Below are 24372 nucleotides of genomic sequence, written 5' to 3'. Positions count from 1 at the left end.
TGACAATCAAAATGACTTGCCGAATCAATAGTATACAATAATCAGACATTAAACTGAAAGAGGTGCCCCTTTGAAAATATCAACCAAAGGTCGTTACGGACTAACAATTATGATGGAGCTTGCACTGAAATTTGGTGAAGGACCAACTTCACTTAAGAGTATCGCTGAGAAAAATGGTCTTTCCGAGCATTATCTGGAGCAACTAATTGCTCCTCTGCGCAATGCAGGGCTTGTAAAAAGTATTCGTGGAGCATATGGCGGATACATTTTGTCGCGTGAGGCGAACGCTATCACTGCCGGTGATATCATCCGTGTGCTGGAGGGCCCTATCTCTCCTGTAGACTTCACGGAAGAGGACGATGCAGCGAAACGGGATTTATGGTTGCGTATTCGTGACAGCATTGCCGATGTGCTGGATTCCACAACACTTTATGATTTGATTAACTACAAAGAAGAGAGTTTGGCTGACAATTACATGTTCTATATTTAGTCCTCGAATGAAAGATATTCCAAAAAAATAATGTGTCAACGTTTAGGCTCCCATTTGGGAGTCTTTTTTTATCTGCGATTCTATTTGTTCTTACGCTTATTAAAGAGCGCGATCCAGCAGCAAGAGGCTCCGATGAACGCTGCGAGAATCGGTATCCATTGATTAGTAGTCAAGTTAGGACCTCCATAGTGCTTATAATTCTTTTGTCATAAAAACACTATAGGGGTCTTCAATGTAATCTGCAAACGGACTGCAGTATTCAAATCCATATTGTTCATATAATTTTCTAGCTGCTTCGAACCCTTCAGTGGATCCGGTTTCTAAGCTCAGCCGCCGATAGCCTTGTTGCTTAGCTTCCTTAATGATATGGGCAAGCATTTTAGATGCAATACCCTTCCTAAGATGCTTGGTAGAAGTACGCATAGATTTGATTTCACCATGATGGCTACCCAGGTCTTTAAGAGCACCGCAACCTAAGAGTTCGCCCTGCTCCCAGGCACTCCAGAAGGTGATTTCAGGTGTTTTTAATTTATCTAAATTCAACGCATGCACACTCTCTGGCGGGGATTGCTCAAACATGCTCTGCAGATGTTCACTGATCAATGCTATGATTTCGGTTCCGGTTAAGTTATCGATTCTAATCTCCATATTATTCACTCCCAATGATAAGATTATGGTTTGCTGTATATATCATATTTCTTTAGCGGAGTCCGCTGTTGTATGTTGTAGCAATCGGTCCAAGGCTTTCTGTATAAGTGGCATAAAGTAATTAAGAATTAAGCCGCCTAAACAAATGGTAAGTAGAGTGCCAATCCCAATAGGCCCATTGAAAATAATGGCGGCAAATAAGAAAACCAGATATATGATTGTTCTAGTAAATAGTATACTAAGCCTAGTTATCGTTTGCAGTACTAATGTTAGTCGGTCCACTGGAATCGGTGCGAAATTTGCGTACAAATAAATGGATGTACCTAATCCAATTGCGATTAAGCCTAAACCATAAAAGGCGATTTTACTGATCCACAGATTAGGCTCGATCAGATTGTTTAACAAAAAAAGCCACATATCGATACCAATGCCTGCTATAAATGCAGTTACCAACCCTAATAATTCTGGTCTTTGCTTGGATAAACATGAATTACATCCAATCAATAGGCATGCGATCAGCACTTCCCAACTGCCTACTGTAAGACCGACATTTTGGGATAGACCGACTAAAAGTGCATCAAAAGGTGACGCTCCAAGATCGGAGATTATTGTTAGTGAAACGCCTAGGGTTAAGATGAAAATTCCGCAAGTGAAAATGGAAAACGTAGTTACACTAAACTTCTTCATTCTATTGAAGCAGAAAGATCTTTAATCATTAAAAGATGAGGGATGCCATCCTCCATAAATTCAGTAGATGAAGCCCGATAACCAAGTTTCTTATAGAACCCCTCTGCCTGAGTTTGCCCGTGCAATTTAACCTTTTGATGCCCCTTTTCAACCACGATCTCTTCTAATGCAGAAATAATTTTTTTCCCAATTCCAAATTTACGATAAGGTTCTAGGATGCAAATACGCTCTAACTTACCTAATCCATCAAGAAAGCGGATCCTTCCTGTGGCAACTGGTTGCCCATCATAATAGGCGAGAACATGCTCACATTCTCCATTCAGCGTATCGAATTCATCAAATTCATCATTAAGGGGTACGCCTTGTTCCTCAACAAATACTTTTTTTCTTATTGAAAATGCAGCTTCCAGTTCCTCGATTAGTGTAATTCTTTTAAGATTCATTCTTGCTTACTCCATTCTGTATTTGTTTTTTTTAGGAAAAACGTCATAATGAATTAACGACAATTATAAGTATATATATAATCAATATTGTTGTAAATACAACATTATTGGAACTGGTAGGTGATTGAATGAAGGAGATACTTCGTGAAGTTGGAATGATAGCGAGGGCATTAGATTCCATAAGTAATATAGAGTTCAAGGAATTAGAGCTTACAAAGGGGCAGTATTTATATCTGGTCCGGATATATGAGAATCCAGGTATTATTCAAGAAAAGCTGTCGGAAATGATAAAGGTGGACCGAACAACAGCAGCGCGTGCGATTCAGAAACTTGAAATCCAAGGTTTTATTGAAAAGAAAGACGATGAAACCAACAAAAAAATAAAAAGGTTATTCACAACTGAAAAAGGTAAACAAGCCTATTCTTTTCTGAAGAGAGAAGGGGAACATACCGACTTGGTTGCGTTAGCAGGATTATCTGAAAAAGAAACGGAAGTATTGTTTCAACTCTTGCAAAGGGTTAGGAAAAATGTTGAGGTTGAGTGGGAATACGTAAAGAAGGGAAATAAAAGAGAGTACTAAAATCAGCAATTGTTATTGAACTAACCCAACGCGATCGCATGAAAAAATGCCTTGCTAGTGATAATACTGGCAGGGCATGTTAATGTGATGATCTATATATCAACGGAGCCGTGGAACGTGCGGAGCGGAGAATAAAAAAAACACCCTAAGGTGTTCTTTGAGGGTAATTATTGTTCTGCGGGTGTATTTCCCATTGCAATAGAAATTCTGTTCCAACTGTTGATTTGATTAATGACCAGTACAAGATCAATATATTGCTTCTCATCGTATTGTTCACGTACTCGTTTATATAGCTCATCAGGAACTCTTTTGGAAGGGATTAGCGTAATATGCTCAGATAGTTCGAGAGCAACCTTCTCTTCAGGTGTATAAAAAGTACATTCCTCCCAAACATTTAAACAATAAATTCGTTGTTCGGTTTCACCCATTTTACGAGCTTCGGATGTATGCATATCTATGCAGAAAGCACATCCGTTAATTTGAGAAACTCTGATTTTGATAAGTTCTCTTGTAGTCCGATTAATCGTAGATTTTTTGGTGTACATCTCCATATCCATCATGATTTTCATACCCTCAGGTGCAACTTCATTGTAGGCAACTCTTTGACTCATTTGGCAAGACTCCTTAGGCTTTAGTTTAGGAATAGTATAACTTTATTTTAACACTATTATTCTTTATATGCGAACATTTGTGCTTATTTACTTATGAGAAGGCAGAAATCACCCGATGACCTCTGCATTGGTATACATAATGTTCCAAATCTAGTATTCTAGTAAGAAGATTTTATACGGATGATGTAAAATACATAGGAGCTCGTTATGAGACGTAGTTAACATAATAATACTCAAAATGAGGTGTTTTAAAATGGGCAAGAATTATCGTTGGAGGCACGAGAAAGGAATGGGAGTATTTCGAATGTTTGGTGTGATATTTATTTTTACTCTAATGCTTAAGGGCGTCACGTTATTGGTTCAGGGAATGGAGAGTCTGGTAAGAAATACATATGAATTTGGCTATGCTTTTGGATCTTTATTAGAGAAGGTTTTTTAACTGAAAAATCGAACATATGTAATATCAAAGCCCAGTATGCTATGGATCTTGCCAGAGTGGGAATCGGCGATGATGCGGATGCGAAAGCTCAGCGTAACAGCGTTCAAGTTCATGAAAATATTTTCTTTTTCATTACCTGCACTAAAAAGCCTATCGCCTAATCCCCGGCAATAGACTTTTTATGATGTGGGCAGCCAGCCCCAATCAAGTAATAACTACATCGGAATATCCCGCAAAAATAGTCTGTGTTCCCGGACTAGTATCTGTCCATACGCCGATATATCCTCCAGGCGGAACGGAAGTGATATCAATATAATCCCCTATTAAGGTTACAGGTCCTGTACCTCCAGCATTCGGATCGAAGGAAACGTTAGTTATTCTAGTGTTGGTAAATGTCTGTCCACCGTTAATGGATCGCGCAACATATACATCTAGCAAAAAGCCGTTAACCTGATTGCTGTAATAGATCACATTTACTACGCCTGTCAAAGGGTCGACATCGATCGCAGGAAAAAAGTTCTGAGATCCCGCGGGTGCACCGGTAATACTAACGGGAGTGCTCCAAGTCATGCCCCTGTCGTTTGAAATGGACATGAATACATCAGAGTACCCTTGGCGGAAATCCTGCCAGATGGTATACACACGGTTGGTAAAGGGTCCGACTGATCGATCGGTTGAAATATTCGCAAATGTTAAGACCCGAAAAGCATAGCCGGGAACGGGCAGGACTATGGGAACAGGTACGATCGTGGACACAAGAACAGGGGCGCCAAACGTTGTTCCACCATCCAAAGAAGTTCTGATCACAAATCGGAATTCCGGATTTGTCGTAATCCATGCTCCATACACGCTGCCTATCAAATCCACAGCCACATCGGGACGTTCTACCTGATTAGCTTCACTGGAAAGCAGGATGGGAGTGTCCCATGTGGCTCCATTATCACGAGATCGACTAAGAAAAGCTGTCGAGTTACCTCCGTTAGCTACATTGAACTGATGATTGTAAGAAACATAGATATTTCCTAAATATGGGCTAGATTGTCCTACATCGATTGTGATATTTGTTTCGTCATTATTAATGTAGGTTCCATACCCGCTACTTACAATTACAGGGCTGCTGAAATTAGTACCATTGTTGGTGGAAATATAGAATATAGTTGTTCCGTCTGAAGCGCCTGGAAAAGCATGTGCAGAAATGGCAAATGTATTCGGAAAGGAGTACGCAACAGCAGGTGCTTCGGCCCCTGTAAATCCTGGAGGCAGAGGCAGTAAAGCTTGTGACCAGTTGGCACCGCCATCTAACGAGCGATACATCCCTATTAATGGAACTCCGGTTGTAGTGTCTACAGCTACAGCAATCATGATCCCGGGAATAAGCAGATTCACAGCAACATAGGGTTCAAACTTTGGTGGCAAACCTGTAGTGACCTGAAAATTGAAATTGGTCATTGTCACCTCTCCTTTTTCATCTTTAATCTATGTTATGAAAAAAGCGGGAAAGGAACTGTATACCTGTCTATTTGGCTATTATTCCACGTGTTAACCCCTCCTCTTGCCTCACAACTATAAGCTAGCTGTTGAATAAGTTGATAGAAACCAAGAGGAGGAGTGAGAAAATGCCTTATACAACAGGTCTTATTACGAATACGAGAGCAACTGGTACTGCAGCGAGTAATGTAGTGGTCAGTGTTCGTAACACAAGTAATGCGAGTGCAATGATGATTGTCGAAGTCTTCGGTGTTCCATATTCCTTGCCAGCTCTTACCCCGCTTTATGTCACAGGTTATTTCGTTCCTGCAAAGAGTTCTGATATTAGAGAGTTTTTCATTGGGGGGAATCTGGCTTACGAGGTGCAAATTAGTAGTCCTTATCCTTTGGCAGAAGTAGTCACCTCTGTTTATGGGCTGGATGAGTTCGGAAATCTAGTTACCGATCAGCGGGTGCTTCAATCTGAAATGACGGAGATTACCGCCCTTTCTATACCTGTATAATAGTAATATTTAGACCATTAAGCAGCAGTCGCTGAAAGAAATAGGGCGATTGCTGCTTTTTTAGGCGTAATAAAGTATTTTAAGGGCATTCACACAGTCAGATGGGAGGAATCAAAATATACTGATTTTATACTCCAATGTAGAGAGAGGTAAAAAATCATGGCGGATGTAGGAGTAGTTATGCCTGTGTATACCCAAAAGCCGGAGTTCTTACGGCAAGCTCTGCAGTCTGTTCTACACCAATCTTTTACCAATTTTCGGCTGGTTGTTGTGATCGATGGTGCACCAGAAATGGAACCGCTCGTGAGATCCATTATTGTCGAAGATCCAAGGGTAACGGTTATCTCTTACGTACAGAACAGGGGTATAGCACATGCACTGAATACCGGCTTTGATCTTTTGTATAGTGAGCCTAGTATTCAATATCTAAGTTGGGTTTCCAGCGACAATGTTTATGAACCCCGTTTCCTCGAAATCCTTCGGGGGGCGCTAGTTAGAGGTCCACAGGAGTTAGGCATCGTGTACAGTTCTTTTCAAAGCATCGATAACGAGGGAAGGTTTCTTCATAACGAACATCAATTAGCTACTCAGCGTAATTATCAGTCACAGCCTAAAGAGAGATTGCTGGATTACTCGCTTATTGGCGTTTCTTTTATGTACAAAGCACAGATTGCGAAGCTTGTTGGAGCTTATGGAATGGAACCGGTGGAGGATTATGATTACTGGCTGAGACTGGCTGAACATTGTGAAATTCGCTTTATACCGGTGGAACTGGTGAATTATCGTGTGGATTCTACCTTTAGTGTATCTGCCCAATTACATTCGGTTGAAAATCATCGTAGATGGAGATATGCCTATCATTTGACCCGCCATCAGGCACGGTTTCGCAGAGGAATTCCGGCGATGATTACCGTTCTATATCCTGTAGTGAATGCTTGTGCGGATGAAATAACGCGGATAGAGAATCTGTACGAACAAACGTATAGCAATTATGAATGCCGGGTGTTGGATTTATCAACTACGCGTCAGCCATCGGCTCTATTGGAAACCATACCTCATCCTGCGACAGCGTTCGCCTGGCTGCCTGGAGCTGTGGAGTCACACGCGATTTGCAGTGCTATAGAACAACTATCCACTCCATTCACGATAGTTTTAGGTCCAAAAGTTTTTATAGGAGCGCTCGATATTGAGTACATGCTGGAAGCTTTGGTAACTACGGGCGGGGATACGATTTCCAATTACTATACGGATGATCATAGCCTGATTGGATTTCGACACAGACATGTCCCATCGACCAAAGGCCACTATTATAATGAGCTGTTTCGCAGCGCAGATCTGTATGATTTGTTGAAGACCTCTTTTACCTAAAAATAATTTGCGAATGAGTGATCATAATGAAGATTTTGTTCACTTTTTATAACCCGAGTGGAGGTATGCAAACCCTGAACCGAGTTCGCTGCCAAGCGTTACATGCTCGCGGTGTAGAGTGCCATTTACTGTATACACACCATGGAAAAGGACAGCAGAATATCCGTAACATTCAAACGCATATTACCAATAGCGATGACGAGATCAGGGCAATGCTTGCTCGTGAAGCTTTTGACTTAATTGTAGTGTGTACGGATATTAACTTAGCAGAGCGGATTCGAGGGTTCGGGTATAAAGGGCCGCTTGTTTTTGAAGTGCAGGGTTTAGGCACCTTAGATGAAGCTGAGCAGGTCGTTAATAATTTTACAGAGCGCATTTACAGGCTCACCGATGCACTGCTGTATCCAGAAACAACCCATTTGCAGGCGCTTTTCAAAGGCGGATTTCCAACCATTCCACAATATTGTTTTGATGATCCGATCGATTGCGATCAGTTTGGATATACCAATTATCCCGCGAAAAGTTTCCCTATCCTCGGCTGGGTAGGACGCATTCAAACGAATAAGAATTGGCGGGAATTTCTGCAAATCGGGCAAAGGCTGCTGGCGATCCATCCCGAACTTTATTTATGGATTTTTCAGGATGATACTTTGTTTGATCCAGAGCAAAAAGAAAGCTTTGATCAATTTGTAGCTGAGACGGGGATTTCTTCACGGTTGATTTCGTATTCCAATATTCCTCATGAGCAAATGGCAGATTATATGAGTATTATTGGTGATTCGGGAGGTTTGCTCCTTTCTACCTCTATTTTGGAAGGGTTTGGATACGCGGTTGCTGAGGCGATGTTGTGCCGTTGTCCTGTACTTACTACAGATTCAGACGGCGTTCGAAGACTCGTCATTAACAATCACACTGGAAAAATATACACTAGAGGGCAGCTGGATGAAGCTGTGGTTGCTGCTCTATCCTTAATGAATGATCCAGAACTACGGGCCAGAATCAGGATGAATGGAGAATGGCATATCCGGACTAACCTATCCTCTGAGCTGTATGCAGACAGATTTCTACAGATGTATCATCAATTGATGGGACGCAGAATTCATATTGAGCGGCGCTGGTCTTAACTCTGCGGTTAATCCGCAGGGTTAAGATGTTTTTTCATGGATTAACAACGAGGTCAGAATTAGTGTCAATAAAAGGGTGACAATCATTCCTACCATTTGAATAATATTGTTTTCTATATCTCATTGATTAATTCCTTCGTATTATTCCGAACATTTCCCACTGCAGTAGAGACCGGGTAGGCTCTCATTTGATGCTGATCATAGGGTTTAAGAAGCTTTATTAACGAAGTTGCGTCCTGATTGTCCCGGCTCAGCCATTCTGGCTCATCCTCAAGCTTCAAAATAACTGGCATACGGTTATGGATTTCAGCCATAAGTTCATTTGGGGTAGTCGTTATAATCGTGCAGGTACTTAATTTATTACCTTCAGGGTCCATCCAAATATCATACAATCCGGCCATTGAAAAAATACCCCCATCGCGCATCACGATTCGCATGGGTTGTTTGCTATTGCCCTGAACCTTCCATTCATAGAAGCCATCAGATGGAATGATGCAGCGGCGGGAGCTTACTAATCGCTTGAAAGAAGGCTTCTCAAGGAGTGACTCTGCCCGGGCATTGATCATTTTACTGCCGATTTTGGAATCTTTGGCCCATGAAGGAACCAGACCCCAGCGCAGTTCCCCAAGTTTATTGCTGGATCCTGTGTTAATGACTGCCGGAATTTGCTGCATGGGTGCTGCGTTATATGTTGGAGCATAGTGGATAATGGTTGAATCATTCGCAAAATATCTGACCATCAGCTCTCCCATGGTGACGGTTATCGTATATCGTCCGCACATTTTATACACTTCCCATTCGGCCGTTTTTGAGGCTGGATTTGTTTACAGCTTGTAATCAGCATGTTATGCTCGAAATATTTCTTAGCTTGAACGGCTGTTAAGGGTTGTATCTTATTATAAACGAAGCACAATGAATGAAGAAAGCGGTGCATATAGGTGATTTTGGTAAGCTCTTGTTTAGCTGGTATGAAGGTAAGATATAATGGCACGGATTGTTTGGATGAGAAAATTCAGAAGCTTTTGAATGAGAATCAAGCTATTGCTGTGTGTCCGGAATTATTAGGGGGATTCTCTACGCCTAGAGAGCCAGCTGAAATTGTCGGCGGGGATGGTGAGGCTGTGCTTGCAGGAACGGCTAAAGTAGTGGACCGATCGGGCATAGATGTAACAGAACTATATTTAAAAGGGGCTTATATTACGCTTGAGAAAGCTCAAGAAGTTTCAGCTACGATGGTAGTCCTCAAGGAAAACAGTCCTTCTTGCGGCAGCACCATGATTTATAACGGAGAGTTCAAAGGGAAGAAGATCGCTGGGAACGGCGTGACTGCAGCTTTACTTAGAAAAAACGGCATAGAAGTTACCTCTGAAGAGAATTGGCTGTCATTACCTTAGCCTGTGCAGGGAATTGATTACAATATTGTGTTCTTTAGTTTGTGGAAAACTAACTTCTCGCGCGGTATAATTTAATAGTTCTTAAAAACGAACTGTTTTCCTATACCCTAGAAGTGGAGAAATGAATGATGAAAACCATCTATTTGGACCACGCCGCATCAACCCCGGTTCATCCGGAGGTGGCCAAGGTCATGCTGAATATAATGACAGAACAATATGGAAATGCGTCCAGTGTACATCAGTTCGGACGTTCAGCCAAGAAAATATTAAATGGGGCGCGCGATACTATCGCCGCCTTTTTAGGCTGCTCGCCGGAAGAGTGGGTGTTCACTGGCGGCGGAACCGAAAGTGACAATCTAGCACTCTATGGAGCTGTCGCTGCTGTTGCCCAGAAAGGCAATCATATTATCACCTCTGCGATAGAGCATCATGCAGTGCTACATACCTGCGAAGAGCTGGAGAAGGAAGGCTTTAAGGTTACTTATCTTCCTGTGGATTCTACAGGCCGAGTATCCGTTGCAGATGTAGAAGCAGCGGTGCAGGAAGACACAGTGCTAATCAGTGTAATGTATGCCAACAATGAGGTAGGAACCGTTCAGCCGATTCAGGAAATTGGCCAGTTTGCCAGAGAGCGGGGTATTCTGTTCCATGTTGATGCTGTACAAGCTCTTGGTGCCTTACCGATCACACTGCGGGAGCTTCCGGTAGATTACATGAGCTTTACAGCTCACAAAATCAATGGACCTGGGGGGAGCGGTGGCCTTTATGTGCGGAGTGGAGCACCGCTGCATCCAAGACTCCACGGTGGCCTTCAGGAGCGCGGCAGACGAGCCGGAACAGAAAATTTAGCAGGTACTGCTGGATTTGCCAAGGCTGTTGAAATAGCAGTTACAGGTCTATCAGAACGTCGACAAAAAGTGCAGCTCCTGCGCAATAGACTACTTGAAGAGCTGGATGCGCTGATTGGACGGGAAAGTTATTCAATTAACGGCAATACCGAGCATTTTTTGCCTAGTATACTGAATTTGAGCTTCCCGGGAGCTAGAACAGATGTTATGCTGATGAACCTGGATATGGACGGGATTGCGGCAGCAAGCGGTTCAGCCTGCACGTCAGGATCACTGGAAATATCCCATGTTCTGAGAGCAATGGAGCTTCCAGAAAATATTTTAGGGTCAGCGATTCGATTTAGCATGGGTTTGGGTAATACTACTGAAGAAATTGAGTACGTTGCTCGAAAAGTTGAAACCATTCTGAATCGGCTGCGTATCAGAGACTAGTTACTTCTAGGCTATGGTAGGTATCCTGATCATTCGGGCTTTCACTTTTTGAGAACTCGTAATTACACTCAAAGTGAGGAGACCGAGCAGCCATGAAACTTCAAGATCTGATCGGTTTGGCTGTATATGAAGTTGAAGAGGGTAACGCAATCGGCAAAATTGTCGATATTTTGCTCGATTCAAACTGGAATATTACGGGTATTGAACTGGAAAGCAAATCTTTTTTTGGTGGCCATGTGAAATTTGTGGCATGGGAAGATATTGTGGCCTACGGCGAGGATGCTGTCATGATTCGTAATAAAGAGTCGATTGATAAGATAGATGCCGATCATATACCTTGTACTTTTCTACTTGGAAAGAACAAACTTAAGGATTTGAAAGTGCTAACTACAACTGGAACTATACTCGGACGAATATCTGATGTTTATTTTGACCAAAAGTTGGGAAACACAATAGGAGCGCTGGAAATTAGTGACGGGCTTGTCACTGATTTGATCGAAGGCCGCAAATGGCTGCCTTGTTCTGACGAGATGTCCATTGGTGAGAATGCATTAATGGTTCCTGCGATGAGCGAAGAACGGCTACAAAAAGCCATTAATATTGTTAACGGATAGGTGGAATGTATTATATGAAGTGTCCAAACTGCAACTCCAAAGATATCGGAAAGATCGGTTCCCACCAGTTTTATTGCTGGGGCTGTTTCATCGAATTGACGGTAAATGGCGAAAAAATGTCGGTTTATCAAGTTGAAGAAGACGGCACACTAAGCTCGCTGGACGACCTGTTCTCCGGGGATGATATGACTCAGGATTTCCCGCAAATTCATGCGTCGTCTTAACTATGAATCTTGCTTTGTAAGCAAGACTGCTCTATGTACTTAAGCGTCAATTTCCTTTCAGCTGAAATCAGTTGCAAGGTTATTGACGCTTTTTTGTGTGTTTGATGGTTATTTTGCTGCGGCCATACATATACTTATTTACGAAGCTAGTCCAGGCTCTACCGCAGGAGGGTACTCTCATGGAACAATGGTCCCAAAGTAAATGGTTCCGCTGGATGATCGGAGTGCTGCTATCCCTGATCATTTTGTATTTTGTTTGGTTGCTTCGTCCGATGCTGCAGGGGATTTTTGTATTTTTAAAGGCAATCCTCGCTCCATTTCTGGCAGCTATGATTATTTCCTATGTGCTGAATCCCGTGGTTAGTATGCTGGCCGGACGGAAGATGCCGCGTAGCGTAGCTGTTCTACTTATATATGCAGTGTTTCTAACGGCGATTACCGTGATCGCCATCAACCTTATCCCGATGTTTATTGAGCAGCTTGAAGAATTAAATGAACATCTGCCTGAGATCACACTGCAAGCCCAGGGGCTGATGAGCCATATGAATACAAGGCTAATACCGCCTGGGGTTGAAATGGGGATGAACAACTGGTTTTTTCAACTGGAGAATCGTCTGGCCGAAGGGATTTCGCATTTTCTCGATAATATAGGGACAACGATTAACTTGCTGTTCAATGCTTTTATCGTGCCGTTTCTGGTGTTCTATATTTTGAAGGATTTTGACGTATTTGAACGGACGGTGGTCTCTTGTCTGCCCCGCGCACGCCGCAAGTCTATTGTTACTTTGTTAAAAGATATCGATGCTGCGCTCGGCAATTACATTCGCGGACAATTTCTGGTCTGCATCATTATAGGTGTGCTTGCCTATATCGGCTATGCCATCGTCGGAATGCCTTATGCCTTACTGTTCGCCAGTGTGGTGGCAGTATTTAATATTGTTCCGTATATGGGTCCTTTTCTAGGGGCTGCACCTGCCATTGTGATGGCTTCGACCGTCTCTTTTCGATTAGTTCTACTGGTTGCTGTGGTAAACACTTTATGCCAAATTGTGGAGAGCAATATTATTTCTCCACAGGTCGTAGGCAGGACGCTACATTTGCATCCGCTGCTTATTATCTTCGCATTGCTGGTAGGTGGTGAACTGGCAGGGATGATTGGACTTATCCTTGCTGTACCGTTCTTTGCAGCTGCAAAAGTCGTAATTCAACACTTTATGGCGTTTTTAATCAAACGAAAGCCCGTATAAAGGGATAATCATTGACTATTGATAACAGTTTTGTATATAATGTTGGGGAATATTACTGATGACTCAGTATATAGTTGTTCGATGATGAGGAGTATTAATTCTATACCGTTATTGCAGAGAGCCGACACTAAGGTGCGAGTCGGTTAACGGAACAGAGTGAACTCACCTCGGAGTAACGGTGCAAGTTTACAGGATATCCATAAGAGATAATGGATGTCATGAATGAACCGCCGTCGCCTCACCCCCGCTAAAGGGTGCAAAGTGAGTGGCAGAATAAAGTATATTCGCCGCTAACTAGGGTGGTACCACGGGAATTATAACCTCTCGTCCCTAGCGATAATACGCTAGGGATGGGAGGTTTTTTTGTAAATATAAGAGAGTATACGTTTTACGCAATACTTCATGTCTTATATTTCCCGCATAAACGCTTACCGTCCTTATAAGGACACCGAAGGTGTATATGCTTGGTTAAGAAATAAGAAATCTAAGAAGTAACACTCCAAGGAGGAGCAGACAATGAGCGACAATCAAACAAATAGCACACCCGCTGGTGGTTACCGGGCGCAGACTATTGAGCCGAAATGGCAAAAGTTCTGGGATGAGAACAAAAGCTTTAAGACAGGAGAAGATCCTGAAAAACCCAATTTTTATGCACTGGATATGTTTCCGTATCCTTCAGGTGCAGGACTGCACGTAGGTCATCCAGAGGGTTACACAGCGACTGATATCGTTTCTCGCTACAAGCGGATGCGCGGTTTCAATGTATTGCATCCGATGGGCTGGGATGCTTTTGGACTTCCGGCAGAGCAGTATGCGATGGATACCGGCCAGCATCCACGTGATTTTACCGATAAGAACATCGATAATTTCCGTCGTCAGATCAAATCGCTGGGTTTCTCCTACGATTGGGACCGCGAGATCAGCACGACAGATCCGGATTATTATAAATGGACACAATGGATTTTTATCCAGTTGTATAACAAAGGCCTGGCTTATGTAGCAGAAGTACCTGTTAACTGGTGTGAGGCACTGGGTACGGTACTTGCCAACGAAGAGGTTATCGATGGTAAAAGTGAGCGCGGCGGTCACCCGGTCGTGCGCAAACCGATGCGTCAATGGATTCTGAGAATTACAGAGTACGCTGAGCGTTTGCTGGAGGATCTGGAAGAACTGGATTGGTCCGAAAGCATCAAGGATATGCAGCGCAACTGGATCGGGAAATCAACAGGTGCAGAAGTGAACTTTAACATTGAAGGTCACAAGGCTAACCTGACCGTGTTTACTACACGTCCAGATACACTGTTCGGAGCAAGTTACTGCGTACTGGCACCAGAGCATGAGCTTGTTGATGTGATTACCACTGAAGCTCAGCGTGCTGCTGTGGCAGAATATCGTGAAAAAGCTTCTCGTAAAAGCGATCTGGAGCGTACGGATTTGGCAAAAGAGAAGAGCGGTGTCTTCACAGGCGCATATGCAATTAATCCTGTGAATGGTGCGAAGGCGCCAATCTGGATTGCAGATTATGTGCTTGCTGGTTACGGAACGGGAGCAATCATGGCAGTTCCGGGTCACGATACACGCGACTGGGAATTTGCTAAACAATTCGGCCTGAATATCGTGGAAGTCGTTCAAGGCGGCAACGTTGAAGAAGAGGCTTATTCCGGAGATGGTCCGCATGTCAATTCTGATTTCCTGAATGGACTCAAGAATGAAGAAGCGATTGCGAAGATGATTGCTTGGTTGGAAGAAAAGGGCGTAGGTAAAGGCAAAGTAACCTATCGTCTGCGTGACTGGCTGTTTAGCCGCCAACGCTACTGGGGAGAGCCCATTCCAATTCTGCATTTGGAAGACGGCACAATGAAGACTGTTCCGGTTGATCAGCTGCCGCTGGTACTGCCGGATGTAGATGCGATCAAACCTTCGGGTACAGGGGAATCTCCACTTGCGAATGTAACAGAGTGGGTGGAAACTATTGATCCTGAGACTGGCATGAAGGCTCGCCGCGAGACGAACACCATGCCGCAATGGGCGGGCAGCTGCTGGTATTACCTGCGTTATATTGATCCGAAAAACGATCAAGAGCTGTGCTCCCCTGAGAAGCAAAAAGCATGGCTTCCAGTAGATCTGTATATTGGTGGAGCGGAGCATGCCGTGCTTCACTTGCTCTATGCACGTTTTTGGCACAAGGTGCTTTATGATCTCGGCGTTGTTGAAACAAAAGAACCTTTCCATAAGCTGGTTAACCAAGGTATGATTCTTGGAAATAATAATGAAAAAATGAGTAAATCACGCGGAAATGTCATCAACCCGGATGAGATTGTGGAAGCTTTTGGTGCAGATACACTACGTGTGTATGAAATGTTTATGGGCCCTCTGGAAGCAACCAAACCTTGGAATGAAAAGGGTGTAGAAGGAGTTCACCGTTTCTTGTCCCGTGTATGGCGCCTGTTCGTGAGTGAAGATGGTAAGCTGAGCACCAAAATCACAGCAGACGGTGGCACTGACGAGTTCAAACGCACTTGGCACAAGACCATTAAGAAGGTCACTGATGATTTCGAGCATCTGCGTTTCAATACCTCAATTAGCCAGTTGATGATTTTTATTAACGATGCTTATAAGCAAGAAACTTTGTCCCAAGAAGCTGCTGAACACTTCGTACAAATGTTGTCACCACTGGCGCCTCACATCGCTGAAGAGCTGTGGCAGCTGCTCGGTCACGAAGGAAGTATCAGCTACGTGGCTTGGCCAACGTATGATGAAGCATGGACGGTGGATGCTGAGGTTGAAATCGTTATTCAGGTAAATGGTAAAATCGTACAACGCGCGTTGATCCCGCAGGATATGGGTCAAGAAGAGATGCAAGCTCATGCGTTGTCACTCCCGAATGTGAGTGCAGCAGTAGAAGGTAAAACCGTACGCAAGATCATTGCGGTTCCTGGCAAGCTTGTAAATATCGTAGTGGGTTAAGCGAAGAACGCAATAATGCCCGCAGCAACGGAGAATTCCGTGCTGCGGGTTTTATTGTTTTCTAACGGTCTACAGGACTTTGAATAATACCGTCATGCCCAAATAATGCATCCAGCTTGGTGACATCCTCATCGTATTTATCATGCGTAGTCATGATGAGACGTTCGAATACGCCCTCAAGGCTAATGCGAAGATGGTTCAGTGCCTCTGCGGTAATCCCGCCACGGACAGCTACACGTTCTTGGAGCTCTTGCGGGGTGAATTCTCCTTCTGTCAGCAGCTTGCCTGTTCCAAGCAGCATTTCACCTGCAAGCCGGCTGATTAACGTCTCTTCAATCCCGGTAACTTCCACCGCAGCTTCAATCCAGCGTTCAATGAAATAGCTCAAGAACGCAGGTCCGCAGCTGGAGAAATCAGAAGCGATTCGGGTATGGGCCTCTTGAATTTCCAAAGGAACACCTATGAAAGACAACAGCTGCAGCAGCACAAGCCTGTCTTCTTTATTAAGCCTGCTGCCAAATATGCACAGTGATGTCCCACTTTTGACACAGTGTGTAATGCTGGGGATGATCTTGGCTATTTTGGACGGCAAAGCGGATTCCAGATGTTGCAATTGAACGGGACTTGTAATGGATACGACGATTTGATCGCTGCGGAGATAAGGGCCAATCTCATCTGTTAAGGTTTTGAATTCCAGCGGTTTTACACATAAAAAAACAATGTCACTTCCAGTCGCTGTTTCACTATTGCTTCCGCATAAGTTTATGCCGGGATGACGATCTTCTAGCTCCAGCAGTTTATTCAGACTGCGGTTGCTGGCGAGTACATCGCACGGATTCAGGGCTCCGGAAGAAAGAAAGGCGTCAATCAGCAGGCTGCCCATGCTGCCTGTTCCGATAAATCCTACTTTCACCTGTGGTTCCTCCTTTCTAGCGTTGCTTTTTTACTAACTGACATGAATGCTCTTCGTTATATGTATGCAGGATAGACTTGGACAGATGACAGGTTTTGTATGAATTATTAAAGGAGTTTCCAGCCGCAGGAATGTATGAAGATTCACAAAAAGGCATAAGAAGAATTTTTGTGAGGAGGAAAGTGATATGAATAAAGGGAGTATCGTGCTAGGAGTGGCTGCTGCTGTAATAGGAAGTGGGCTATTCTGGGCGGCGGGAAGCAAGGGCGATTCCGGGATTGCCGGGTGGGAGACTTTGAATGTTGGTATGGAGCAAGCTGTTGGAATCGCTGAGTCTGGTGACGCTCCAGCTGCTGGGGGCAGTGAGGGAGGTCATCAGACGAAAGGAAATAAGCAACATTTAGAGAAAGATGCAGGGCAGGCTGAAGCTGCTGGGAATGTTGAAGACGGTGAGAAGGTTAAGGAGGCTGCGCAAGCAGAAGAAGCAGAAGAAGCAGAACAAGCAGAACAAGCAGAACAAGCTGTCCAAACTTCGGCAGATGAAAAAGCTACGGCAGCCGCTGCGGGGGAGCGAGCAAAAGGAGCGGGCCAAACACCAACGGCAGAAGGTCAAACACCAACAGGGGCAGAAGTTCAAACGCCAAACATTGCAGGAAAGCAAACGTCGGCAGGGGATAAAGCTGTTGCGGCTAAGGAGGCGACTGAGCTTTCCGCATCAGCAGCTTCACAGGAAGGTAAAGTAAATGTGAATACTGCGGGTGTTAAGGAGCTGATGGATCTTCCGGGCATCGGAGAAAAGAAGGCTCAGGCAATTATGGATTACCGCAACCTTGTAGGGACCTTTCGCAGCCTATCTGATCTGGGGAAGGTGAAGGGGATAGGACCCAAAATACTGGAGAAGTTAAAAGCATTAGTAATATTTTGAAGATAAATAGGAACTGAAGCCTCGCTGGATGTGCTACAACCGTTGTCCTAGTGAAAACTTGCGGGGATGTGCTACAATAGTTAACAACTATTTAGAAGGATATGGAGATTGATTATGACTACTGCCTATCGTAAAGACTGGGATACTTATTTCATGGACATTGCCTGTATGGTCTCAACTCGTTCACGCTGCTCACGACGACATGTAGGTGCTGTGCTGGTGCAAGGCAAAAAGCTGCTTGGTACCGCGTACAACGGGGCGCCAATGGGCGTACCTGATTGCTCAGAGGCAGGTTGTATGCTCTCGGAGCAATATGAGATGGAGATCGTGGATGGCGTAGAGACTATGGTGAAGAAACAGCGCTGCATTCGCACGATTCATGCGGAACAGAATCTTTTGCTATTCACAGACCGGATTGACCGGGAAGGCAGCACCGTCTATGTGACGGATGAGCCTTGCTGGACCTGTGCAAATATGCTGGCTAATAGCGGTATTGTGGAGATTGTGTATTATCGTCCTTACCTTAAGGATATGGAAAAGGTAGAGGCAATGATGGCTGCCAAAGGCATCGTATTTCGCCAATTGGAAAATTATGAGCCGCCAAGTGAAACGATGATTAAAGTAGCGGATTAGCTGTATTGTACAACCCTAATTGAATAAGATGACTTGAGGAAGAACCTCTCGTACGCTTTTATGGCGTATGCAGAGGTTCTTTTTTTATCTTGCGAAAGGAGGAGAATGGAGGCGTGAAGGAGAGACCCTTATTAAGTTTTACAGTGTGTTGGGTGACTGGAAGTGCAGCAGCGTGTTTATACTCAGGGATTAGCTTGTGGTTGGCGGGGGCTGGATTACTATTGTTACTGGTTAGTATGAGAGTTTGGGTGAACATGAGCTGGAAACAGCTGGCGGTATTTTGTTTGGCGATTATTATATCCGCTGGATATTGGGAATGGAATGAAGGCCGCAATGTAAGTCACCTGCCTGAAGTGCTGGGGAAATTATTTTCGGAGTTGAATGAGACTGCCGTGGAGGCTAAGGGGACGATTATTTCCGTTGTGGAACGGGACGGGGACCGGGTTGATTTTACGATGAAGCTCTCAGAGTTATCGTTGATTACTGAGGAAGAGGCCGCTTCGCCTGATCCGCGGGACGAACAAGATAAAAGGGGGCATGGGGAGTTAATTATGGTGCAGATCAAACTTCTTGCCGAGCAAGAAATCGCTATTGCCGCGGAGTGGCGCAGAGGGGATCAGGTGTCGCTAAACGGCGTACTTGAAGAGCCAGCGACAGCGCGGAATTACGGAGGGTTTGATTATCGAGCCTATTTACATACGCAGAAGATCCACTGGCTTCTAAAGGGTCAGGGGGCAGAGAACGTGCAAGCAACGGCTCCAGATTCATGGCGTCCGTTAATGATCTTACGCTGGAATGATAAAGCGCGGGCAGTTCTTGGAGCAGAGACGGATCGGCTGTTTCAAGAGCGCCACTCTGGATATATGAAGGGTTTGGTGATTGGGATGCAGGATGATCTCGATCCGGATACCTTTAAGCAGTTCTCACAACTTGGGTTGACACATATCCTCGCCATTTCAGGCATGCATGTTGCAGTGTATGTTGGTGTTCTTTTATTTATATTCAGGCGCTTACGGATGACAAAAGAGACCACGCTAACAGTCACCTTAGTGCTCGTTCCCATATACGTCCTTTTGACAGGTGCGGGTCCGTCTATCGTACGTGCGGGATTAATGAGTATGATTGCATTGCTCGCTGCACGAGTTGGCATGCTGAAGGATGGACTGAATATTTTGGCTGCAGCGGCACTGGTTATGCTGATTTGGAATCCTTACATGCTGCTCAGTGTCAGTTTCCAGTTGTCATTTCTGGTGACCTTAGGATTAATGGTCTACGTTCCGCTTATGGACCCTCTGCTGAGGGCACTGCCACGCTGGCTTAAAAGCGCCGTCTCTGTGACTCTAGTTGCCCAGTTGGTCTCATTTCCATTGACGATCTATTATTTTAATCAATTTTCGCTGCTGTCTTTAGTGGCTAATCTGGTTTTTGTGCCCTTTATTACTTTTATTGTATTGCCTTTAGGAACGCTGGCGCTACTGCTTGGACGATTGTGGGGAGATGCTGCAATTTTTTTGGCACATATTACGGAGCTGCTGAATAACGTTACTTTTTATGCGGTTGAATGGATCAATGGTTTTGCTGGTGGAGTTTTGATTTGGCGCTCGCCTTCACTGCTGTGGATCGGAGTGTATTATGTCTTGTTGTACGGGCTGTTGTATGCTGCCAAGCTAAGAATGGAAGCCCGCGCAACACCGCAGTATATGGAGGATGAGACGAGGCCGTTAGCTGAGATTGGTTTAGCTGTGAACAAGCACGGCGGGTTTGGGGGAGCGGGGAGCGCACAGTATTTTTTGGATGCGCCTATGTTTGTACGTTGGAGCGGAGCGATTGTTCTACTATCTGCGGTTGGACTGGGCCTAATGCTGTACAAGGGTTATCAGTCAGAAAGAATGGAAGGTAAAGGGACGATTAGTTATCTGGATATCGGGCAAGGCGACAGTATCCTCATCACTACACCAAAAGGAGCTCATATCCTTGTAGATGGTGGAGGAACGTTAAATTTTGGGCAAAAAGAAGAATGGCGGATTCGCCGCAGCCCGTTCGAGGTAGGGGCTAAAGTGTTGGTGCCCTTGCTTAAAAAACGTGGGATCCACCGTCTGGACGCGATTATTTTGACTCATGGGGATCAGGATCATGCCGGGGGACTCCAAGCCGTTATGGAGGCGATTCCGGTTTCGGCACTGCTTTTTAATGGCACACTCGCTGACCGTGAATCTTATATGGAGATGATGCGGACTGCGCTGGAGAACAATGTTCAACTGTATGCCGTGCATCAGGGAATGAGGCTTTCCCCGGATGATAAGACAAAGCTGTCCTTTTTATGGCCGGAGGAACAAGATAGAGAGGGAGCAGCGTCAGGTGCTTCTATGCTGAATGGCATCCCAATGCTAGAGGATCAGAACCACGATTCTGTAGTTTTTCGTTTAGAGATGAACGGAAGAAATTTTCTATTTACCGGAGATATGGATCTGGAAGCCGAGGAGGAGATTGTGCAGCAAGCACTGCAAAAGGGTATTAACGCAGGACCTTCCATTGACGTTTTAAAAGTAGCTCACCATGGGAGCAAAACTTCAACAGGCGAGTCTTGGCTGCAGTTCTGGCATCCATCGGCTGCGGTGATTTCTGCGGGAGTAAATAATCTATATGGTCATCCGAAAGCTGAGGTATTGGAACGTTTGGAAGTTAATCATGCTGCTATTTTTAGAACGGATCAGCAGGGGGAGATTCAGATGCGTGTGCGGGCCGACGGGATTATGGTGCGTCATAAGTTGGCGGAGGGAGCGGATTAAGGAAGGTAGTAGAGGAAGGTAGTAGAGTAATGTGATTGAGTGCTGGGGTATGAAAGAGGGATTTGTGAGTGCACACGGACTTCTACTGTTGCGGTTTGTGTAAGCGGGCAAAGTTGCTCCTATCCGAATTAATTTAGGTAGTAGACAGCTCAAGTAGCTCCTTCTGTCGCGTTAGTGCAGAGTAGGTCATCATGTATCAATATCGCAGAATCTATGTAGCTCCTTCCGTTGCATTCTTCCCCATAGACACCATAGAACCTAAAAACTCGTTTAGTTGCACTTTGTGCAATAGATCGCACTTTAAAGTAGCTGGATCTTCATTTAGTTGCACTTTGTACACTTGGAATCTGGAAAAATGCCTATTTCTCTAATTTTGAGCAGAAATAGTTGCATGAAGTGCAACTAAATCACTTTATGAGCTGGAAAGATCTTTTTTAGTTGCACAAAGTGCAATAGAACGCTCCATATGAACATACCAAAGCGCTTCTGTTACATATTATCGTTGTAACGATGTTAACTTCCACCCAAATTCCGATTACTTGCTGATGATCCCAGTCCATTTGTTCTAGCACCTGCTCTAATGCAGTAACTGTAGTCCCTTTCTAGCACCAGCTGCTCTATTGCAGTAACTGTCGTAACTGTTGTCCTGTCTAGCACCAACTGCTCTAATGCAGTAGCTCCAGCTCCAGTAACCGCCGTCCTCCTCCAGTAATTATTACGCGTGCATGCACAATCTATGTAAACGCTTTATAATAGAGATAGAAGATTCTGGTAAACTCTATGCCTATTTAAACTATGTTTCAAAGCCCGGTGGTGAGAAGCTTATGTCCTCCGTGTTTTGTAGCGAATTAGGAGATGAAGCGATAGTGAATACATATGCAGAATTTAGAGTCACAGCGGAAAGTGTATACGATGTTCAAGTGGAATGTAGTAATCCAATTGGACATGCTTGGCGAATGATCGCCAGAGATCATGAGCAGGTGTTCGGAAAAGCTCCGTTACAAGGAGCAGCAGCTACTGTAATTATTCGTTATGCAACACAGGATGATGGCTGCCCGGAATGGGCAGAGGGTTTTTGTTTGCATTTTGCAGGTAGTGAAGAGGATCGGGTCCTGCATATTATCGGCCGTGATGAATTGGGCATTATTTATGGGATGCTTCATTACAGCCGCCACGTGCTTGGTGTCGATCCCTTCTGGTTCTGGGCGGAGCTTCCTCCTGCTAAGAAAGATGCGATCAATCTGCCTGTTTCTGACTACAACAGCATTCAGCCAAAGGTACGTTACCGAGGTTGGTTCGTGAATGATGAAGTGTGTCTTATCGGCTGGAAGGAGGATTATCCTCCGACGGCGGAGGTATGGGAGCCTGTTTTTGAAGCGCTGCTGCGCTGTGGTGGAAATATGGTAATCCCGGGGACGGATTTGCCGAGAGACGGAGTTCATCATCAGCTTGCGGTAGATATGGGACTGTGGATCACACATCATCATGCGGAGCCGCTTGGCGCGCAAATGTTCCTGCGTGCTTTTCCGGGCAAGCAGGCTAGCTATAAAGAATATCCAGAATTGTTTGAACAGCTGTGGAGAGAAGCCATCGAGCGGCAAAAAGATGAAAAAACACTCTGGGTGCTCTCCTTCCGCGGACAGGGCGATAAACCTTTTTGGGAGAATGACCCCTCTTTTGATACTCCGGAGAAACGGGGCGATTTGATCTCATTTGTGGTTCGCAAGCAATACGATATGATCTGTGAATATGTGGACCAGCCTGTGTGCTGTATGGCGATGTACGGAGAAATTGCGGAGCTGTATAAACAGGGAAAGATCGAAGTTCCAGAAGGTGTTATTAAAATATGGGCGGATAACGGATACGGCAAAATGGTGTCGCGGCGACATGGCCATCTGAATCTGCGCGTGCCTGCTCTACCCGAGGCAGGTGATCAAGGCAAAAACGGGGTATATTACCACGTCACCTTCCACGATTTGCAGGCCTCCAATCATCTAACACAATTCCCTACGGATCCGTCCTTTATAGTGGAGGAATTACAGGGTGCATTTGCGGCAGGGGCTAGTGAATATCTGCTGGTGAATTCAGGGAATATTTTGCCTCATCTCTATACATTAGATCTGACAGCAAAGTTGTGGATGGATGGAACAGCAGATGCTGATGAACAACTTCAGACCTTCGTTAACCGTTTCTACACAGCGCAACAGGGGCGAATTGCCCAATTGTACAAAAGCTACTTCAAAAACACCATAGTATATGGTCCTAATGCTGACGACCGCGCAGGCGATGAATTCTATCATCATCCGGCAAGGCAGATTATAGGGCATTGGCTGCAAAATAAGACGGAGAGCGATGAACGTCTGCGCTGGGCCGCAGGGGATGTTCCTTTTGTAGAGCAGGTTCGATGGTTCAGGGATCGAGCTGAGCGAGTTGTACTAGTCTGGTATCTGCTGCGAAAGCAGTGCCTAGAGGTGATGGAACTTTTACCCGAAAAAGAGCGAAACAGGCTGCATGTTCAACTGCTAGTTCAAATTGAGCTGCATTGGAGCGGGTGCAGAGGGTTATCCTCTCTTTGCCAGGCGTATATGTGTTACCAAGAAGAGCGATTTCCAGAGGCGTTTATCGAAGCTTCACATGCGGTTTGGGATTATAAGGAGGGCCAGCAGGCTCTTTTACGGGCAGAGATCGGTCAGTGGAAGCATTTTTATCGGGCTGATTGGTTGACCAATATTGCCAACACTATAGATCATGTAGAAACAGCCCGAAAATTTTTGCGGATTCAGGGGGATAGTCCGGATATGTTTTTATGGTATAAGGAATATTTGATGCCCGAGACTGAAAAGCATATCTATCTGGAAAATACGCATCGTAATCCGTTACCGGACGATGAGCTTGCACGGCGGCTGGAGGAGAAATTCAGCTCTCTTTAAAATATCCGCACACCACTAGTGAACGCTTAAAACGTTCACTAGTGGTGTTTTTTAATGAATGACCTATTTTTTTA

At 44.7% G+C, this 24372-nt stretch carries 23 protein-coding genes and 1 other annotated feature; of the genes, 16 read left to right on the top strand and 7 right to left on the bottom strand.

What is annotated here, in order from left to right:
- Positions 1 to 70: 70 nt before the first annotated feature.
- The gene (gene cymR / locus NYE35_RS24545) at positions 71 to 490 is read left to right on the top strand and encodes a cysteine metabolism transcriptional regulator CymR (protein ID WP_036677599.1); all 420 of its coding nucleotides are present in this window, start codon (positions 71 to 73) and stop codon (positions 488 to 490) included.
- 192 nt (positions 491 to 682) lie between these two features.
- Here cymR and NYE35_RS24540 read toward each other — a convergent pair whose 3' ends face one another.
- From NYE35_RS24540 to NYE35_RS24530, 3 genes are read right to left on the bottom strand one after another with little or no spacing between them, the layout of a single operon-like run.
- A complete protein-coding gene (locus NYE35_RS24540) occupies positions 683 to 1138 on the bottom strand; it encodes a GNAT family N-acetyltransferase (RefSeq protein ID WP_036677596.1) in 456 nt (151 codons plus the stop codon).
- Between the two features lie 42 nt (positions 1139 to 1180).
- Positions 1181 to 1825, bottom strand: a complete 645-nt coding sequence (locus tag NYE35_RS24535) for a YczE/YyaS/YitT family protein (protein WP_036677593.1) — start codon at positions 1823 to 1825, stop codon at positions 1181 to 1183.
- Positions 1822 to 2268 carry a GNAT family N-acetyltransferase gene (locus NYE35_RS24530; protein ID WP_038572966.1) on the bottom strand — a complete coding sequence of 149 codons (447 nt, stop codon included), beginning with the start codon at positions 2266 to 2268 and terminating at the stop codon, positions 1822 to 1824. The genes NYE35_RS24535 and NYE35_RS24530 overlap by 4 nt, the downstream gene beginning before the upstream one ends.
- 128 nt (positions 2269 to 2396) lie before the next feature.
- Between NYE35_RS24530 and NYE35_RS24525 the strand changes: the two genes are divergently transcribed.
- Positions 2397 to 2849 carry a MarR family winged helix-turn-helix transcriptional regulator gene (locus NYE35_RS24525; protein ID WP_036677586.1) on the top strand — a complete coding sequence of 151 codons (453 nt, stop codon included), beginning with the start codon at positions 2397 to 2399 and terminating at the stop codon, positions 2847 to 2849.
- A gap of 167 nt (positions 2850 to 3016) precedes the next feature.
- On the opposite strand, the gene NYE35_RS24520 is transcribed toward NYE35_RS24525, so the two are convergent.
- On the bottom strand, positions 3017 to 3460 hold the full coding sequence (locus NYE35_RS24520) for a carboxymuconolactone decarboxylase family protein (RefSeq protein WP_036677583.1): 444 nt from the start codon (positions 3458 to 3460) through the stop codon (positions 3017 to 3019).
- A 289-nt stretch (positions 3461 to 3749) separates the two neighbouring features.
- On the opposite strand from NYE35_RS24520, the gene NYE35_RS24515 reads away from it, so the two are divergent.
- Positions 3750 to 3899 (top strand): hypothetical protein, encoded by a 150-nt coding sequence (locus tag NYE35_RS24515; protein ID WP_155288181.1) that lies wholly within the window; start codon positions 3750 to 3752, stop codon positions 3897 to 3899.
- 204 nt (positions 3900 to 4103) lie between these two features.
- On the opposite strand, the gene NYE35_RS24510 is transcribed toward NYE35_RS24515, so the two are convergent.
- Positions 4104 to 5348, bottom strand: a complete 1245-nt coding sequence (locus NYE35_RS24510) for a sialidase family protein (protein WP_051490984.1) — start codon at positions 5346 to 5348, stop codon at positions 4104 to 4106.
- Positions 5349 to 5515: 167 nt separating this feature from the next.
- Here NYE35_RS24510 and NYE35_RS24505 point away from each other — a divergent pair, with 167 nt between their 5' ends.
- The 3 genes from NYE35_RS24505 to NYE35_RS24495 all read left to right on the top strand — a co-directional run bounded on the left by NYE35_RS24505 (position 5516) and on the right by NYE35_RS24495 (position 8382).
- Positions 5516 to 5890: a hypothetical protein gene (locus NYE35_RS24505; protein ID WP_036677578.1), complete on the top strand. Its 375-nt coding sequence runs from the start codon at positions 5516 to 5518 to the stop codon at positions 5888 to 5890.
- A 159-nt stretch (positions 5891 to 6049) separates the two neighbouring features.
- On the top strand, positions 6050 to 7258 hold the full coding sequence (locus NYE35_RS24500; RefSeq protein WP_076105882.1) for a glycosyltransferase family 2 protein: 1209 nt from the start codon (positions 6050 to 6052) through the stop codon (positions 7256 to 7258).
- 26 nt (positions 7259 to 7284) lie between these two features.
- Positions 7285 to 8382 carry a glycosyltransferase family 4 protein gene (locus NYE35_RS24495; protein WP_036677572.1) on the top strand — a complete coding sequence of 366 codons (1098 nt, stop codon included), beginning with the start codon at positions 7285 to 7287 and terminating at the stop codon, positions 8380 to 8382.
- Between the two features lie 113 nt (positions 8383 to 8495).
- Here the strand turns inward: NYE35_RS24495 and NYE35_RS24490 are convergent, their stop codons facing one another.
- Positions 8496 to 9164 carry an SOS response-associated peptidase gene (locus tag NYE35_RS24490; protein WP_341122175.1) on the bottom strand — a complete coding sequence of 223 codons (669 nt, stop codon included), beginning with the start codon at positions 9162 to 9164 and terminating at the stop codon, positions 8496 to 8498.
- Between the two features lie 156 nt (positions 9165 to 9320).
- Here NYE35_RS24490 and NYE35_RS24485 point away from each other — a divergent pair, with 156 nt between their 5' ends.
- From NYE35_RS24485 to leuS, 6 genes are all read left to right on the top strand, one after another.
- A complete protein-coding gene (locus NYE35_RS24485; protein WP_036677566.1) occupies positions 9321 to 9776 on the top strand; it encodes a DUF523 domain-containing protein in 456 nt (151 codons plus the stop codon).
- Between the two features lie 128 nt (positions 9777 to 9904).
- A complete protein-coding gene (locus NYE35_RS24480; RefSeq protein ID WP_341122506.1) occupies positions 9905 to 11056 on the top strand; it encodes a cysteine desulfurase family protein in 1152 nt (383 codons plus the stop codon).
- A 92-nt stretch (positions 11057 to 11148) separates the two neighbouring features.
- Positions 11149 to 11670 (top strand): PRC-barrel domain-containing protein, encoded by a 522-nt coding sequence (locus tag NYE35_RS24475; RefSeq protein ID WP_038572961.1) that lies wholly within the window; start codon positions 11149 to 11151, stop codon positions 11668 to 11670.
- A 14-nt stretch (positions 11671 to 11684) separates the two neighbouring features.
- The gene (locus NYE35_RS24470; protein ID WP_036677557.1) at positions 11685 to 11894 is read left to right on the top strand and encodes a hypothetical protein; all 210 of its coding nucleotides are present in this window, start codon (positions 11685 to 11687) and stop codon (positions 11892 to 11894) included.
- Positions 11895 to 12073: 179 nt separating this feature from the next.
- Positions 12074 to 13141 (top strand): AI-2E family transporter, encoded by a 1068-nt coding sequence (locus NYE35_RS24465; RefSeq protein WP_036677553.1) that lies wholly within the window; start codon positions 12074 to 12076, stop codon positions 13139 to 13141.
- 72 nt (positions 13142 to 13213) lie between these two features.
- Positions 13214 to 13476: a binding site (T-box leader), on the top strand.
- Between the two features lie 181 nt (positions 13477 to 13657).
- The gene (gene leuS / locus NYE35_RS24460) at positions 13658 to 16108 is read left to right on the top strand and encodes a leucine--tRNA ligase (protein ID WP_076141550.1); all 2451 of its coding nucleotides are present in this window, start codon (positions 13658 to 13660) and stop codon (positions 16106 to 16108) included.
- A gap of 61 nt (positions 16109 to 16169) precedes the next feature.
- Here leuS and comER read toward each other — a convergent pair whose 3' ends face one another.
- A complete protein-coding gene (comER, locus tag NYE35_RS24455; protein ID WP_036677548.1) occupies positions 16170 to 17021 on the bottom strand; it encodes a late competence protein ComER in 852 nt (283 codons plus the stop codon).
- 187 nt (positions 17022 to 17208) lie between these two features.
- Here comER and NYE35_RS24450 point away from each other — a divergent pair, with 187 nt between their 5' ends.
- The 4 genes from NYE35_RS24450 (at position 17209) to NYE35_RS24435 (ending at position 24298) form a co-directional block, all read left to right on the top strand.
- Positions 17209 to 17946: a ComEA family DNA-binding protein gene (locus tag NYE35_RS24450; RefSeq protein ID WP_254924571.1), complete on the top strand. Its 738-nt coding sequence runs from the start codon at positions 17209 to 17211 to the stop codon at positions 17944 to 17946.
- A gap of 114 nt (positions 17947 to 18060) precedes the next feature.
- Positions 18061 to 18579: a deoxycytidylate deaminase gene (locus tag NYE35_RS24445; protein WP_341122174.1), complete on the top strand. Its 519-nt coding sequence runs from the start codon at positions 18061 to 18063 to the stop codon at positions 18577 to 18579.
- A gap of 113 nt (positions 18580 to 18692) precedes the next feature.
- Positions 18693 to 21368: a ComEC/Rec2 family competence protein gene (locus NYE35_RS24440; RefSeq protein WP_076105890.1), complete on the top strand. Its 2676-nt coding sequence runs from the start codon at positions 18693 to 18695 to the stop codon at positions 21366 to 21368.
- Between the two features lie 866 nt (positions 21369 to 22234).
- Positions 22235 to 24298: a glycosyl hydrolase 115 family protein gene (locus tag NYE35_RS24435; protein WP_254924570.1), complete on the top strand. Its 2064-nt coding sequence runs from the start codon at positions 22235 to 22237 to the stop codon at positions 24296 to 24298.
- The last annotated feature ends 74 nt before the right edge of the window (positions 24299 to 24372 follow it).

Source organism: Paenibacillus sp. FSL L8-0494 (assembly GCF_038003695.1).
In the GTDB taxonomy this organism is placed as follows: Bacteria; Bacillota; Bacilli; order Paenibacillales; family Paenibacillaceae; genus Paenibacillus_AQ; species Paenibacillus_AQ odorifer.
This window is presented reverse-complemented; position numbering and strand designations above follow the sequence as displayed.

What these genes read in the sequence shown, in the direction of transcription:
- NYE35_RS24540 (WP_036677596.1), bottom strand. Translation starts at nt 1,138, where the DNA reads ATGGAGATTAGAATCGATAACTTAACCGGAACCGAAATCATAGCATTG.
- NYE35_RS24535 (WP_036677593.1), bottom strand. Translation starts at nt 1,825, where the DNA reads ATGAAGAAGTTTAGTGTAACTACGTTTTCCATTTTCACTTGCGGAATT.
- NYE35_RS24530 (WP_038572966.1), bottom strand. Translation starts at nt 2,268, where the DNA reads ATGAATCTTAAAAGAATTACACTAATCGAGGAACTGGAAGCTGCATTT.
- NYE35_RS24525 (WP_036677586.1), top strand. Translation starts at nt 2,397, where the DNA reads ATGAAGGAGATACTTCGTGAAGTTGGAATGATAGCGAGGGCATTAGAT.
- NYE35_RS24520 (WP_036677583.1), bottom strand. Translation starts at nt 3,460, where the DNA reads ATGAGTCAAAGAGTTGCCTACAATGAAGTTGCACCTGAGGGTATGAAA.
- NYE35_RS24515 (WP_155288181.1), top strand. Translation starts at nt 3,750, where the DNA reads ATGGGAGTATTTCGAATGTTTGGTGTGATATTTATTTTTACTCTAATG.
- NYE35_RS24510 (WP_051490984.1), bottom strand. Translation starts at nt 5,348, where the DNA reads ATGACCAATTTCAATTTTCAGGTCACTACAGGTTTGCCACCAAAGTTT.
- NYE35_RS24505 (WP_036677578.1), top strand. Translation starts at nt 5,516, where the DNA reads ATGCCTTATACAACAGGTCTTATTACGAATACGAGAGCAACTGGTACT.
- NYE35_RS24500 (WP_076105882.1), top strand. Translation starts at nt 6,050, where the DNA reads ATGGCGGATGTAGGAGTAGTTATGCCTGTGTATACCCAAAAGCCGGAG.
- NYE35_RS24495 (WP_036677572.1), top strand. Translation starts at nt 7,285, where the DNA reads ATGAAGATTTTGTTCACTTTTTATAACCCGAGTGGAGGTATGCAAACC.
- NYE35_RS24490 (WP_341122175.1), bottom strand. Translation starts at nt 9,164, where the DNA reads ATGTGCGGACGATATACGATAACCGTCACCATGGGAGAGCTGATGGTC.
- NYE35_RS24480 (WP_341122506.1), top strand. Translation starts at nt 9,905, where the DNA reads ATGAAAACCATCTATTTGGACCACGCCGCATCAACCCCGGTTCATCCG.
- NYE35_RS24475 (WP_038572961.1), top strand. Translation starts at nt 11,149, where the DNA reads ATGAAACTTCAAGATCTGATCGGTTTGGCTGTATATGAAGTTGAAGAG.
- NYE35_RS24470 (WP_036677557.1), top strand. Translation starts at nt 11,685, where the DNA reads ATGAAGTGTCCAAACTGCAACTCCAAAGATATCGGAAAGATCGGTTCC.
- NYE35_RS24465 (WP_036677553.1), top strand. Translation starts at nt 12,074, where the DNA reads ATGGAACAATGGTCCCAAAGTAAATGGTTCCGCTGGATGATCGGAGTG.
- leuS (WP_076141550.1), top strand. Translation starts at nt 13,658, where the DNA reads ATGAGCGACAATCAAACAAATAGCACACCCGCTGGTGGTTACCGGGCG.
- NYE35_RS24450 (WP_254924571.1), top strand. Translation starts at nt 17,209, where the DNA reads ATGAATAAAGGGAGTATCGTGCTAGGAGTGGCTGCTGCTGTAATAGGA.
- NYE35_RS24445 (WP_341122174.1), top strand. Translation starts at nt 18,061, where the DNA reads ATGACTACTGCCTATCGTAAAGACTGGGATACTTATTTCATGGACATT.